15 protein-coding genes are annotated in these 13,578 nt (G+C 64.2%); 11 read left to right on the plus strand and 4 right to left on the minus strand.

Annotation, left to right across the window (positions count from 1 at the left end):
- Positions 1-180: 180 nt before the first annotated feature.
- On the minus strand, positions 181-1,215 hold the full coding sequence (gene moaA, locus P6U28_RS09410) for a GTP 3',8-cyclase MoaA (protein WP_407122088.1): 1,035 nt from the start codon (positions 1,213-1,215) through the stop codon (positions 181-183).
- 309 nt (positions 1,216-1,524) lie between these two features.
- Positions 1,525-2,223, minus strand: coding sequence for an HAD family hydrolase (locus P6U28_RS09415; RefSeq protein ID WP_407122089.1), 699 nt, complete (start codon positions 2,221-2,223; stop codon positions 1,525-1,527).
- Between the two features lie 155 nt (positions 2,224-2,378).
- Between P6U28_RS09415 and rpiA the strand changes: the two genes are divergently transcribed.
- The 3 genes from rpiA to gor are packed head-to-tail and all read left to right on the plus strand — an operon-like array spanning position 2,379 to position 5,090.
- Complete coding sequence (gene rpiA / locus P6U28_RS09420) at positions 2,379-3,083, plus strand: ribose-5-phosphate isomerase RpiA (protein ID WP_122403862.1); 705 nt, start codon at positions 2,379-2,381, stop codon at positions 3,081-3,083.
- A gap of 11 nt (positions 3,084-3,094) precedes the next feature.
- Positions 3,095-3,646 carry a DUF2059 domain-containing protein gene (locus tag P6U28_RS09425; RefSeq protein ID WP_122403861.1) on the plus strand — a complete coding sequence of 184 codons (552 nt, stop codon included), beginning with the start codon at positions 3,095-3,097 and terminating at the stop codon, positions 3,644-3,646.
- Between the two features lie 55 nt (positions 3,647-3,701).
- Positions 3,702-5,090, plus strand: a complete 1,389-nt coding sequence (gor, locus tag P6U28_RS09430) for a glutathione-disulfide reductase (protein ID WP_407122091.1) — start codon at positions 3,702-3,704, stop codon at positions 5,088-5,090.
- A gap of 161 nt (positions 5,091-5,251) precedes the next feature.
- Here gor and P6U28_RS09435 read toward each other — a convergent pair whose 3' ends face one another.
- Positions 5,252-6,391, minus strand: a complete 1,140-nt coding sequence (locus tag P6U28_RS09435) for a hypothetical protein (protein ID WP_122403859.1) — start codon at positions 6,389-6,391, stop codon at positions 5,252-5,254.
- 720 nt (positions 6,392-7,111) lie between these two features.
- Here P6U28_RS09435 and P6U28_RS09440 point away from each other — a divergent pair.
- The 6 genes from P6U28_RS09440 to P6U28_RS09465 all read left to right on the plus strand — a co-directional run bounded on the left by P6U28_RS09440 (position 7,112) and on the right by P6U28_RS09465 (position 10,467).
- Positions 7,112-7,492 (plus strand): nuclear transport factor 2 family protein, encoded by a 381-nt coding sequence (locus P6U28_RS09440; RefSeq protein WP_122403858.1) that lies wholly within the window; start codon positions 7,112-7,114, stop codon positions 7,490-7,492.
- A 422-nt stretch (positions 7,493-7,914) separates the two neighbouring features.
- Positions 7,915-8,382: a TerB family tellurite resistance protein gene (locus P6U28_RS09445; RefSeq protein WP_122403857.1), complete on the plus strand. Its 468-nt coding sequence runs from the start codon at positions 7,915-7,917 to the stop codon at positions 8,380-8,382.
- A gap of 2 nt (positions 8,383-8,384) precedes the next feature.
- Positions 8,385-8,747: a hypothetical protein gene (locus tag P6U28_RS09450; RefSeq protein ID WP_407122092.1), complete on the plus strand. Its 363-nt coding sequence runs from the start codon at positions 8,385-8,387 to the stop codon at positions 8,745-8,747.
- Positions 8,744-9,382 (plus strand): TerC family protein, encoded by a 639-nt coding sequence (locus P6U28_RS09455; RefSeq protein ID WP_122403855.1) that lies wholly within the window; start codon positions 8,744-8,746, stop codon positions 9,380-9,382. The genes P6U28_RS09450 and P6U28_RS09455 overlap by 4 nt, the downstream gene beginning before the upstream one ends.
- A 32-nt stretch (positions 9,383-9,414) precedes the next feature.
- Positions 9,415-9,999 (plus strand): TIGR00645 family protein, encoded by a 585-nt coding sequence (locus P6U28_RS09460; RefSeq protein ID WP_122403854.1) that lies wholly within the window; start codon positions 9,415-9,417, stop codon positions 9,997-9,999.
- A gap of 204 nt (positions 10,000-10,203) precedes the next feature.
- Positions 10,204-10,467 carry a hypothetical protein gene (locus P6U28_RS09465; protein ID WP_122406732.1) on the plus strand — a complete coding sequence of 88 codons (264 nt, stop codon included), beginning with the start codon at positions 10,204-10,206 and terminating at the stop codon, positions 10,465-10,467.
- A gap of 114 nt (positions 10,468-10,581) precedes the next feature.
- Here the strand turns inward: P6U28_RS09465 and P6U28_RS09470 are convergent, their stop codons facing one another.
- Positions 10,582-11,478, minus strand: a complete 897-nt coding sequence (locus tag P6U28_RS09470) for an alpha/beta fold hydrolase (RefSeq protein WP_407122093.1) — start codon at positions 11,476-11,478, stop codon at positions 10,582-10,584.
- Between the two features lie 180 nt (positions 11,479-11,658).
- Here P6U28_RS09470 and P6U28_RS09475 point away from each other — a divergent pair, with 180 nt between their 5' ends.
- Together P6U28_RS09475 and P6U28_RS09480 are read left to right on the plus strand one after the other, a co-directional pair.
- Positions 11,659-13,047, plus strand: a complete 1,389-nt coding sequence (locus P6U28_RS09475; RefSeq protein WP_407122094.1) for a class II 3-deoxy-7-phosphoheptulonate synthase — start codon at positions 11,659-11,661, stop codon at positions 13,045-13,047.
- 4 nt (positions 13,048-13,051) lie between these two features.
- A complete protein-coding gene (locus tag P6U28_RS09480; RefSeq protein ID WP_122403852.1) occupies positions 13,052-13,405 on the plus strand; it encodes a diacylglycerol kinase in 354 nt (117 codons plus the stop codon).
- Positions 13,406-13,578 lie beyond the last annotated feature (173 nt).

The raw sequence follows: 13,578 nt of genomic DNA on the forward strand, positions 1-13,578 counted from the left end.
GCAGCGTCAGTCCTCCCCTCGCGCCTTGCCGTCTTGACCGCGACCGCCAACGGGCGGGCCGGCTTATGTTGCCGGGCAAGCAAAGGCGGTCGCACCAAACCAGCGGGTTCACGTGCCGTCAATCGGAAAATGGACAAATTGACGCGTCAGCAGCGGCTTAGATGGCGGCTGGCGAATCCCTCAGCCGCCGGTGACGCTCATGTGCCTGGAGACGCTGGGACGGTCATGGCGGCGGTCGATGATGAAATCGTGGCCCTTGGGCTTTAGTCCAATGGCGCGGTCGATCGCATCTGCAAGCAGCAGATCGTCGCTCGATGCACGCAGAGGTTTGCGCAAGTCCGAGGCATCCTCGTGGCCCAGGCAGGTGTGCAGCGTCCCCGTGCAGGTGATGCGCACCCGATTGCAGGATTCGCAGAAATTATGGGTCATCGGCGTGATGAAGCCGAGCTTGCCGCCGGTTTCGGCGACGCTGACATAGCGGGCCGGACCGCCGGTGCTCTCGGCCAGATCCGTCAGCGTGAATTGCTGGGCGAGGCGGGCACGCACCAGCGACAGCGGCAGATACTGGTCGATCCGGCCCGAGCCGATCTCGCCCATCGGCATCACCTCGATCAGCGTCAGGCCCATGCCCTTGCCGTGGGCCCAGCGCATCAACTCGGGCAATTCGTCCTCGTTGAGGTTCTTCAGAGCTACGGCATTGATCTTCACGGCAAGTCCTGCGGCGCGTGCGGCCTCGATGCCCTCCAGCACCTTGTCGATCTCACCCCAGCGGGTGATCTCGCGAAACTTCTTGGGATCGAGCGTGTCGAGCGAGACGTTGATGCGGCGGACGCCGCAATCGGCAAGCTCCCGCGCGTGCTTCGCAAGCTGGGTGCCGTTGGTGGTCAGCGTCAGCTCGTTCAGGGCGCCGCTCGAAAGATGCCGCGACAGCGAGCGCACCAGCGTCATTACGTTGCGGCGGACCAAGGGCTCGCCGCCGGTGAGCCGCAGCTTCTTCACCCCCTTGGCGATGAAGGCCGAGCAGAGCCGGTCCAGTTCCTCCAGCGTCAGCAGGTCGGCCTTGGGCAGGAACGTCATGTCTTCCGACATGCAGTAGAAGCAGCGCAGGTCGCAGCGGTCGGTGACGGAAACGCGCAAGTAGGTGATGGTCCGTCCGAACGGATCGGTCATCGCGCTCGATAGCGTGGCGCGGGGGCTCACGGAAGGTCCGTTCATACCAAATGCCTTGTCACTTGCGGCGACGGGCGCACTTTTCAGCGGTGCGGTCGACGCAATCTAAGCATCGGACGCGGCTAGGACAATCGGCTGGTGTATGTAACTCAGCGCTTGCCTGCATTCGGATCGGGAGAGGGGCGAGCTGGCTGCGGGTGCGGCTCGCCCCCGCTAACGCAATCGCGATGACACGACGCATGAACCATCCACCTCTACTGCGGCGAACCGCCACATCCCCGGGCCGACCTTAGAAGTGTCGTTTGGGGCAAGCAATTGGCGCGCGGCGCATAGATAATAACCCAGCAATATCAGTTAGTTGTAGGAAGCCGCCATCAGATCGATTGCGGCCGCCGGCAGGTCGCGCATGTGATGGATCAACCGGTCCGGCTTCAGCTCGGCAATCGGCACGTCGGTGTAGCCGAAGCTGACCCCGATCACGGGAACCCCGGCGCGCCGGGCGACCCCGACGTCGGTTCCGGCATCGCCGACCATGATGCTCGCCTTCACATCCCCACCGGCCCGAGCCACCGTCTCGCGAAAGATGGTCGGATCGGGCTTCTGGACGCCAAAGGTATCGGCGCCGCAGATCGCCGCGAAGCGCCGGCTGAGGTCGAGCTGGTCCAGCAGACGCTTGGACAGCCATTCCAGCTTGTTGGTGCAGACCGCGAGGCGATGGCCCTGCGCCGCGAAATGATCGAGCGCGGCCTCGAGCCCGTCGAAGGGGCGGGATTCGACCGCGATATGGTCGGCATAATAGGCGATGAAATCCGCCGTCATCCGGTCCATGTCGGCGGGGGTGACGGTGCGGCCCTCGGCCTCCAGCCCTCGCTCGATCAGCTTGCGGGCGCCGGCGCCGATCATGTTGCGGGCAGAGGCCATCGGCACGGGCGGCAGACCTTCGCGGTCGAGCACATAATTCAGCGCGGTGATCAGGTCGGGCGCCGTATCCACAAGCGTGCCGTCGAGATCGAAAACGATGGTGTGCGGGCGCGTCTTTTTGAAGGAGGTCATGTCCAAGCGCTACCGGCCCGGTCGCATCCGCGCAAGGGGCGGGCCCATAAGATCGCTTTATAGGCCTGTTCCCGCGGGAAAAACGAGGCTACATAGGCCGCCGAAAGCGGCCGCGATCGGCGGCGCATCCTCCGGATTCAGAGACGGGCGCACACGTGAATATGGACCAGTTGAAGCGGCAGGCTGCTGCGCGCGCCCTCGAGGAGGTTCGTGACGGCATGCAGCTCGGGCTCGGCACGGGCTCGACGGCCAAGCATTTCGTCGAGCTGCTCGGCGAGCGCGTCGCCGCCGGGCTCAAGGTGGTCGGCGTGCCGACCTCCGAGGCGACGCGGGCCGATGCGCAGCGTTGCGGTGTGCCACTGACGACGCTGGACGAGATCGACCATCTCGACATCACCGTGGACGGCGCGGACGAGATAGATCCCGAGCTCAATCTGATCAAGGGCGGCGGCGGCGCGCTCTTGCGCGAGAAGATCGTGGCGGCCGCCTCGGATCGCATGATCGTGATTGCCGACGACAGCAAATGGGTGCCGACGCTCGGCAAGTTTCCGCTGCCGGTCGAGGTCATCCCGTTCGGCCTCGGGGCGACGCGCCGCGCGATCGAGAAGGCATTTGCGGACTGCGGCGTTTCCGGGCAAATGGCGGTCCGCAATGCCAAAGACGGCCACGTTTTCGTCACCGATGGCGGCCACTGGATCGTCGATGCCCAGCTCGGACGTATTGCGGATCCCGCCAGCCTCGCCAAGGCGTTGAGCGCGATCCCCGGCGTGGTCGAACATGGATTGTTCATCGGCTTGGCCAGCTCGGCCGTTCTGGCGGGCGGCGAGGGAATCCGCGTGATTGAACGGCGAAAGCCCTAAGGAGACTAGGAATGAAGAGCGTTTTGAAATTGTTGCCGGCCGCGACCTTTGCTGCTGGCCTGGCCGTCTCGGCGGTCCCGGCGATCGCGCAGCAGCCGGCGCCGGCCCAGCCCAAGGCGGCCGCCGCGCCGGCCCAGCCGAAAGCCTCGCCGGCGGCGATCGCAGCGGCCAAGGAAATTTTGCAGATCAAGAACGCTACGGCGATGTATCAGGGCGCCGTGCCGGGCCTCGTCGAGAAGACCAAGATCGCGCTGACGCAGCAGAACCTCAACTACCAGAAGGACCTCAACGAGGTCGCGCCGATCGTGGCCCAGCAGCTCGCCGGCCGCCAGAACGAGATCGGCGAAGGCATGGCGCAGATCTACGCCAGCGAGTTCACCGAACAGGAGTTGAAGGATCTCGTCACCTTCTACAAGTCGCCGCTGGGCAAGAAGCTGATCGAAGCCGAGCCGCGCGCCATCGGCCTCAGCATGGCCTTCATGAACTCCTGGGCCCAGAACTTCTCCGAGACCGTGATGGGCGCCTTCCGCGCCGAAATGCGCAAGCGTGGCAAGGAGATCTGACAGTACCTATCTGATCAGAATCCTGATCATGCTCTAGGAGAGGTCGGAGTGGACTATGGCTGAATTCGACGTCGATCTCTTCGTCATCGGTGGCGGCTCGGGCGGTGTGCGTGCCGCCCGCATTGCGGCCGGTCATGGTGCCCGCGTGATGGTCGCGGAAGAGTACCGCATGGGCGGCACCTGCGTGATCCGCGGCTGCGTGCCGAAGAAGCTGTTCGTGATCGGCTCGCATGTCCGTCAGGAACTCGAGGACGCCGCAGGCTTCGGCTGGACCGTTCCGTCCGCCAGCTTCGACTGGCCGACGCTGATCGCCAACAAGGACAAGGAGATCGCGCGGCTGGAGGCGGCCTACACCGCCAATGTCGAGAAGTCGGGCGCGCAGATCGTCAAGAGCCGCGCGGTGATCGAGGACAAGCATACCGTCCGCCTGCTCGAGAACGACAAGAAGATCACTGCAAGATACATCCTGATCGCAACCGGCGGCGCGCCGAACCATGGCGCGGCGATTCCCGGCATCGAGCACGTCATCTCCTCCAACGAGGCGTTCCACCTTGCGAAGCTGCCGAAGCGGATCGTGATCCAGGGCGGCGGCTATATCGCGCTGGAATTCGCCGGCATCTTCGCCGGCTTCGGCTCCGACGTCACCGTGATCTATCGCGGCGACAACATTCTGCGCGGCTTCGACGAGGATGTTCGCACGCACGTGCGAGCCGAGATGGAGAAGCAGGGGATCACGATTCTCACCGGCTGCACGGTGACGAAGGTCGAGCGCCAGGGCGAGGGCTTCACCACCCATCTGTCGAACGGTTCGAGCCTCGCCTCGGACCAGGTGATGTTCGCCATCGGCCGTCATCCCAACGTCGCCAATCTCGGTCTGGAGAAGGCCGGCGTCACCATCAACCCGAACAACGGCGGCATCGCGGTCGACCATTTCTCCAGGAGCTCGGTCGACAGCATCTATGCCATCGGCGACGTCACCCATCGCTTCAACCTGACGCCCGTCGCGATCCGCGAGGGCCATGCCTTCGCCGACACCGTGTTCGGCAAGCGCGAGGTGAGGGTCGATCATGCCAACATCCCGACCGCGGTGTTCTCGCAGCCGGAAGTCGGCACGGTTGGCCTGACGGAAACCGAGGCGCGCGCGCAATACAGCCACGTCGACATCTACAAGACGACCTTCCGGCCCATCAAGGCGACGATGTCGGGCCGCGACACCCGCGTGCTGATGAAGCTCGTGGTCGACGGCGCGACCGACCGCGTGCTCGGCTGTCACATCGTCGGCGACTCTGCCGCCGAGATCACGCAAGCCGTGGCGATCGCGGTGAAGATGAAGGCGACCAAGGCGGATTTCGACGCGACGATCGCGCTGCATCCGACCGCGGCCGAAGAGCTCGTCACGATGCGCACCCCGACCGCACGCCACGTGCGTCAGGCGGCGGAGTAGGGCTATCGTCCGCCGGACGAGCTCGGCCTGCATGGTTCGAGACGCCCGCTGTGGCGGGCTCCTCACCATGAGGGTCTAAGATTTCGCCGCAAAACACGACTTCATCCTGAGGGCCCGCCGTAGGCGGGCGGCTCGAAGGATGGCCGCAACGAGATCCGCGCCTACCCGTACAGATACCCGACCGGCTTGCCTTCGGTGCGCAGGGGGCGGACGTCCTTCTGCGTGATGATCTGACCGGCGAGGCCGTCGATCTCGTCACGCTGCGTCGGTGTCCAGCTGCGCAGCTCGTTCATGCCCTTGAGCAGGCCGAGACGGAGGACCTGGGTATTTTCGCCGACACCCGTGAGGCTGATGGACTCCTTGCCTGCGGTCACAACGTCGCCGGCGGAAAGCTCGAAGCTCTCGCCGGCCTTCTTTTGAAATTCGGCCGTGCCGCGAATGACGCGGTAGATCACGACCTCTCCCCTGGCGAAACAGGCCGCGTCCGCGGCGACCGACGTGCTCTTCGGCAGCAGCGACCGACCGCGCGGGTCTGTCGCGATGATGTGGCCGGTAACGAGATGACCGCTGGGAATCTCGATGCCGATGTCGCGCACGTAAACCGGCATCGCCGATTTGACCGCGCCACCGGCGAGCGGCTTGAACACCGCGTCCAGCGCCAGGGGATCCTGCAGCCAGAAGCCGGCACCGGCCGGTCGGTTGTGCAACGGATGGCTCCAGGCCACACGTGGTGTCTCGGCCTCGTTGATCTGGTCCGGACCGACGATGGTCGGGTTGGGAAAGGTGGTGGGATCGGTGATGAAGGCTTCGAGGAATTTGCCCGAATAGCCCATCGAGATCGGATCGGGCACCACGGTCTGCGGCGTCTTCAAATTCTCTTCGGTCGACAGGCCCGACCAGGTGTAGAACAGCTGCCGGTGCACGATCGCGCTTTGCAGCATCACCGCGCCAGGGCCCACATTGTAGAAGCGCCCGTCATAGTCGAAGGTGAACGCGCCAGAGGTGACCAGCACGAGCTGAAAGCCGCCCGGTGGCAGATGCAGATGGAAATCAGTGGGGCCGGTGTCGGCCCGGTAGATCGGCAGATTGGTCGCGACCTCGTGCAGGAGGAAGGTCTCGTTGTTGGCGTGAAAGCCTTCATTGGCGCGGTTGTACAGCGCCTGCGGCCGGTACGTTGCCTCGAATTTCGCATCGCGGTCGCGATCGATCGCCACGAAATCCTGATCGTTGAGGCGCAGCCGCGCGCCGTTCGGATGGGCGAGACCGGTGAATTTGAGGTCTCCGGCAGCATGCACGTTCATGGCATTCTCCGATCTGAGGCCGTTCATCCCGGAGCTGGGCGCGCGCAACTTGCCGCTCCTTATCGTGGCGGGGCAGGGAATTGGCCTGATGCCGTCTTGCGAATTTTAGGCCAGTCGGAGCGCTGCAGGCTCGCCGGCTCCATGCGGCGCGAAAATAATCGAGATTGCACCTGAGGTTAGGCAACAGGGGGCGCCAACATGCCTGGCCTGTCCGTGCCAACCGCATGTGGGTGGAGCGACTGATCTTGTCTAATTTGTCGGCATGTCCTGCAAAGGGCATGCAGCCGCGCCGGTTGCAGCGACAGGCAAGTGCCGACAGCTCAACGTCTGACGCGGTTCATTCGAACGATCGACGGACGGTGCCCTCGGGCTTGCCGAACGGGCTATCGGTCCACTTGGCCATGTCCAACGCGCACGCGTCGAACACTTCGCACCAGAGGCAGCTCAGCTCCGGGCGGCCTTTGGCCGCCAGCATCGGGACAAGCGCGTGGCCGCCGCCGCCTGCAGGATGTGATGCGATTCATGCGCTTCTCCGCGATCGTCGAGTTCAGGAAAGGCATTTTCGTTGCCGAAGCTTGCGCGGACGCTATGAGGGCGCGCTGCGCCCCCTCGGAAGCGCTTGTCGCTGAGAGCGTCGCACTTCATCCTGACACGGTTGCGATGTCGCCGTTTTGCGCGGCTCCGGTGCTAAGATGGGAGACGTCGAGATCGGAGGTCGAGATGGACGATCACGCCACGCGAGCTGCGCTTCAGCGCCATTGGGACGCCTCGGACGCAAATGATTTCGAGGCCGAGCACGACATCTATTGCGAGGATGCGATGCTCGATTATCCGCAATCGGGCGAGCGCATTCATGGCCGCAGGAACATCCAGCAGAGCCGTTTCGTGCAGCCGAACAGGAAGCGCTTCACGGTCCGTCGGATCATCGGCGGCGGCGATCTCTGGGTGAGCGAGTTCATCCTGAGCTATGACGGGGTGCCGTCCTACGTCGTCAGCATCATGGAGTTCCGCGACGGATTGGTCGCGCACGAAACGCAATATTTCGGCGACCGGTTCGATCCGTCGCCGTCCCGTGCACATCTTGTCGAGCGGGTGAATTGAAGGAGTGACGCCTGTCGGCCATGTTGCGTCGTTGCCAGCGCAGCGAAGCAAATCCAGAGTCTTTCCGCGGAGGGATTCTGGACTGCTTCGCTGCGCTCGCAATGACGCTGTTGAAACAGGTGTGCGCGAAAGCCACGCTCTCTTGCCCCGGGCGCAGCGCTTCCAACACGGAACCGATGCGGCGGCTGGTCGCAGTCGTATCGCCTTGATTCCGACAGACCTGCCGTTATCTCTGGGACGAACAAGAATCCGGGCCCCTCTGGCGAGGACGCCGACAGATGTCGGCAAACCTCGTGATGTCGGATGACCTGTCCCGCGCGAATGCGATGGATCGGCCGATTGTCGGGCCCCTTTTCGTTCCCTCCGACCATTCGTCTCCATCGCAACTCCGTGCGGCCATTTCGCAAGTTAAGGGAGCTACGATGTCTGACGCCAAAACCTCACATCCGATCGAGATCGCGGAGCCGTTCAGCCTGAACGAGCAGGCCGCGGTCGCGCTGGTGATCGTAGGCGCGCTGGTCGCGGTTGCCGACCGCCGCGTCTCGCCGGTCGAACGCGACGAGGTGGTTCGTTTCATCCGGGATCGCAAGCTGGCGCCGCACATGTCGGACGAACGGCTCTGTGCGATGTTCGATGAACTCGCCGAACGGCTTGCAGAACCGGATTTTGCCAATGTCGTGATCGACACGCTGCGGCCGGTTTCGAATCTGCCGCTCTCGTCCCATCTGATGGAGCTGTCGGAGCGCGTTGCCGCCGCAGATGAGGACGTACATCCCCACGAAGTGCAGGCGATCAAATTGTTGCGCTTGCTGACGCTGGTGCTGCCGCGCGCCAAGCCGGTCGTGCCGAGCGCGGCGCGCGCCGAGCTGCAGGCCGCCTTGAAGGAGTAAGCATGAGCACGGTTTCGGACGGGCGCACCACGGAAACCGAGGGCACCACCGGCCAGATCGCCGGTGGAGACCCGCGCCTGGCCAAGCTCGTCCGCCGCCTGCCACCGCGCATGGGCGACACATTCACCTATCTGCTCAAGCCGTCCAGCCGCTGGGTCAGGATTCCCTCGGGCACGCTGCTGGTCGTCGGCGGTGTGCTCTCCTTCCTGCCGGTGCTCGGCGTCTGGATGCTGCCGCTCGGCCTCGCGCTGCTCGCCGAGGACGTGCCTGCGCTGCGCTCCTCCCGTTCAAAGGTCTTCGACTGGATCGAGCGCCGCAAGCCGCATTGGCTTGATCCGTCGGCATCGAAGAAAGATCAAACATGACTGAATTCATCACTCCCGAGGCGCTGACCGCGCTGTTCCAAGTCGTCCTGATCGACCTCGTGCTCGCCGGCGACAACGCCGTCGTGATCGGTCTTGCCGCGGCGGGTCTGCCGGCCGAGCAGCGCCGCCGGGCCATCGTCGTCGGCATCATCGCTGCGACTGCGCTGCGCATCGTCTTTGCCGGCATCGCGACCCAGCTCCTGCAAGTGATCGGCCTGCTGCTCGCCGGCGGCGTGCTGTTGCTCTGGGTGTGCTGGAAGATGTGGCGCGAGCTGCGCGAGCAGTCCGGGCATTCGAGCCAGCTCGTGCTCAGCCATGGCGGCGGCGCGGATGCTGCGCCGGTGCAGCGAAAGACTTTCGGCCAGGCGGCGGTGCAGATCGTCGCGGCCGACGTCTCGATGTCGCTCGACAACGTGCTCGCAGTCGCGGGCGCTGCGCGCGAGCATCCCTACATTCTCGTCTTCGGCCTGTTGCTGTCGGTTGCGATGATGGGCATCGCCGCCGATCTGCTCGGCCGCGTGCTCCAGAAGCATCGTTGGGTCGCCTATGTCGGTCTCGCCATCATCATTTACGTCGCGTTCGAGATGATCTATCGGGGCTCGCTCGAGCTCGCGCCTGTCATCGCGAGTCTCTGAGACGCTCGCCTGTCTGCAATCCGGAGTGATCAATGACGTCTGAACTCAAAGCACCTTCGGCGCTGGCCGCGCCGCAGCCGCCGATTGGCCTGTTTCCGAAGCTGATCTTCGGCTCGCGCTGGCTGCAATTGCCGCTCTATATCGGCCTCATCGTCGCGCAGGCCGTCTATGTGCTGTTGTTCTTGAAGGAGCTCTGGCATCTGGTCGCGCACTCGTTCGACGCCAGCGAGCAGCAGATCATGCTGGTCGTGCTCGGGCTGATTGACGTCGTCATGATCTCGAATCTGCTGGTGATGGTGATCGTCGGCGGCTACGAGACGTTCGTCTCCCGCCTGAACCTGAGTGGGCATCCAGACGAGCCGGAATGGCTCAGCCACGTCAATGCCAGCGTGCTCAAGATCAAGCTCGCGATGGCGATCATCGGCATTTCCTCGATCTCGCTGCTCAGGACCTTCATCGAGGCCGGCAATCTCGGCACCACGCGGAGCAATTTCACCGAGACTGGCGTGATGTGGCAGGTGCTGATCCACATGACCTTCATCATCTCGGCGATCGGCATCGCCTGGGTCGACCGGCTCAGCGAGAGCGGCCATCGCAAGGAGGCCGGCCACGGCTGATCAACCCGGCCGCCTGAATACCTCCCGAGCGGCCAATCCTGGAGCTCGCCTGATCGTCCGGTCGGGCGGGCTCTCTTTCAAGATCGATAAAATTGTCGGCAATCGGTCCAGCGGCGGCAAACGCTGAGGACAAGAAGCACGGCGCTTTAAACCAGAGCTTTGGAACCGATCGGCATCCTGCCCGCAAAAGGGCAGGGCATCAGCATGTCAATTTTCAGGGAGATCGTCGCAGCGGTCGCGGGAGTCTACGCGCTCCTGTTCGTCTGCGACACATTGTTCGGGACCGGCGAGACGCGCTTCGACGACGCCTATTACAGTGCCAGCTTCTATGCGCCGGGGCCGAAGGAATTTCGTTTTGCGAGCGACACGCCGCCGGCAGTCCGCGTCAGCGACGCCTTCGCGCAGTTTGCGCCGGGTGACGCCAAGCCGAACAGGCGCTACTCGTCGATGACGACGATCATTCGTTAAAGAATGACGAGTTGCGGCTCGGTCGATTTGCTCGGTTCACCTCTCCCTACGCGAGAGGTGGACTCGCAGCTGGCATCGATTCAACCAAAATTGGTCCTCGCTGGCGCCCCAGGGTCATTCCCCCTGGATCCATTCCGCGAGGCCGCGCCACAGCGTGTCGCGGTGCTCGGGGCGGAAGAAGCCGAAATGGCCGATGGCCTTGGCGCCGATATCGGACGGTTTTACCGTCAGCACCTCCGGCTTGGTTGCGGTGAATCCGCTCGCGAGCAGCTCGACCGCGGGACGCGTGGCCCAGGGATCGTCGGAGAAGCATAGCGCGCGCAGCTCGCCCTTGAACTTGGCGAAGTTCTCGAGGGCCGGCAGTTTTGAATCGAAGAGATAGCGCGGGCTCGAGACCCACTCGGCCCACTGCAGGAACACGCCCTTGGGCAAATCCTCGCCAACACCGGCCCAGCCCGGCGCGTAACCGAGCGCGTGGGCCAGCGGCACGCCAACAAAGTTCATGAAGGCGTAGACGCGGTATTTCTCCGGCGAAGTCATCAGCCGCCAAGTTGCCGCTTGCGAAGCCACGAGCGCGGCGCGCGAGATGTCGCTGTTGTTCGCGATCAGCCCGAGCGCCTGACCGCCGAAGGAATGGCCAACATAGGCAAGCGGCAGGGCGCTATAGCGCTCGCGCATCCAGCTGACCGCGGCAGTGACGTCGAGCGCGGCCCAGTCGGACATCGAGGCCTTGAAGCCGGCCAGCGATTTCGGCTTGTTGTAGCCGACCATCGCCGGCGGCCGGGAGTCGCCGATGCCGCGATAGTCGTAGGTCAGCACCGCGCAGCCCCGATGGGCGAGGTAGGAGGCAAAGCCCCGATAAATCTTGCGTGGCACGGCGGTCGCTGAATTGATCAGGACGGCGTGGCGCTTGACGCCGCGCGGCAGGAACAGGGTGCCGGTCAGCGCATAGCCGTCGGTTGCCGGAAAGCTGATTTCGTCGATGAAAACGTCGTCCAGTGCCGCGCCCATGGGCAGAAGCTGTCCTGCCAGTTTTCTTAGCCATCCCCAGCAAATGCGAATTTGGCTTTCGCCGCAAGGGTTGCGGTGCGAAATGGATTTACAACTGGCGGCGGGGAGCCAGCCTGTGTATAAGGCGACCCTCGCAACCCCTAGATCAGGTTGTACTTTTTGCTTCACGGAGAGATTGCGATGTCCGAGCGGTGGACGCCCGAGTCCTGGCGCAGCAAGCCGGTTCTACAGGTGCCCGATTATCCCGACGCCAAGGCATTGGCCGACGTCGAGGCGCAGCTTGCGACCTTTCCGCCGCTGGTGTTCGCGGGCGAGGCGCGCAATCTGAAGAAGGCGCTGGGCCGCGTTGCGGCCGGCGACGCCTTCCTGCTCCAGGGCGGCGACTGCGCCGAGAGCTTCGCCGAGCACGGCGCCAACAACATCCGCGACTTCTTCCGCGTGCTGCTGCAGATGGCGGTGGTGCTGACCTATGCCGGCGCTGTCCCCGTGGTGAAGGTCGGCCGCATCGCCGGCCAGTTTGCCAAGCCGCGGTCCTCGCCGACCGAGAAGGTGGGTGGCGTCGAGCTGCCGAGCTATCGCGGCGACATCGTGAATGACATCGCCTTCACGAAGGAAGCGCGCGTGCCGGATCCGCAGCGCCAGCTGATGGCCTATCGCCAGTCGGCGGCGACGCTGAACCTGCTCCGCGCTTTCGCCACCGGCGGCTTCGCCAATCTCGGCAGCGTGCATCAATGGATGCTCGGCTTCTTGAAGGATAGTCCGCAGTCCCGCCGCTACAAGGAATTGGCCGACCGCATCTCGGACGCGCTCAATTTCATGCGCGCCTGCGGCCTCGATCTCGAGAGCCATCCCGAGCTGCGCGCCACCGATTTCTACACCAGCCACGAGGCACTGCTGCTCGGTTACGAGCAGGCCCTGACCCGCGTCGATTCCACCACCGGCGACTGGTACGCGACCTCGGGCCACATGATCTGGATCGGCGACCGCACCCGCCAGCTTGATCATGGCCACGTCGAATATTTCCGCGGCATCAAGAACCCGATCGGGCTCAAATGCGGCCCGTCGCTCAAGCCGGACGAGCTCTTGAAGCTGATCGACGTGCTCAACCCCGACAACGAACCGGGCCGGCTGACGCTGATCGGCCGTTTCGGCTCCGACAAGATCGGCGAGCATCTGCCGAACATGGTCCGCGCCGTGAAGCGCGAGGGCCGGGTGGTGGTCTGGTCGTGCGATCCCATGCACGGCAACACCATCACCTCGACGTCGGGCTACAAGACGCGACCGTTCGACCGCATCCTGTCCGAGGTCAAGTCGTTCTTCGCGATCCACGCCGCCGAAGGCACCCACGCCGGCGGCGTGCATCTGGAGATGACCGGCAAGGACGTCACCGAATGTCTCGGCGGCGCCCGCGCGATCACGGACGAGGATCTCAACGACCGCTACCACACGGTCTGCGATCCCCGCCTCAATGCCGAGCAATCCATCGATATGGCTTTCCTGGTCGCCGAGCTCCTCAAACAGGAGCGCGCCGGCAAGGTGCAGCCGATTCCGGCCGCAGCGGGGCTCTAAGACCTTGCTGCGGATTTGGAAGGCCACGATCAATTCCCGCAACGGTCTGGCCTTTGCGTTCCAATCGGAGCAGGCCGTCCGCGAGGAGATCTTTGCGCTGCTGCTGTCGGTGCCGCTCGCCTGGTTCATCGGCGCGACCGCGATGCGCGCGGTCGAGCTGGTCTGTGCCGTCGCCTTCGTCCTCGTGGTCGAGCTGCTCAACACGGCGATCGAAAAGCTCGCCGACCGGTTGACGATGGATCACGACAAGCAGATCGGGCGGGTCAAGGACATGGGCTCGGCGGCCGTCGGTGTCGCGCTGCTGATGGCCGGCGCGTTCTGGATCTTTGCCGTCGTCGAGCGGTTGGGGTTCCTGTAAGACGCGGAGATAGTCGATTGAGCGTCGGTGCCCGAGGCTCCTTCACCTCTCCCCAACGCGGAGAGGTCGATTTGCGTCTCGCGATGTGCATCGTCGAGCGCAACGCGGGTGAGGGGGCGTGGGTCCCACGAGAGACCGTAATCCCTCACCCGGATTGCATCTTCGATGCAATC

It is taken from the genome of Bradyrhizobium sp. STM 3561, from assembly GCF_045571455.1.
In the GTDB taxonomy this organism is placed as follows: domain Bacteria; phylum Pseudomonadota; class Alphaproteobacteria; order Rhizobiales; family Xanthobacteraceae; genus Bradyrhizobium; species Bradyrhizobium vignae.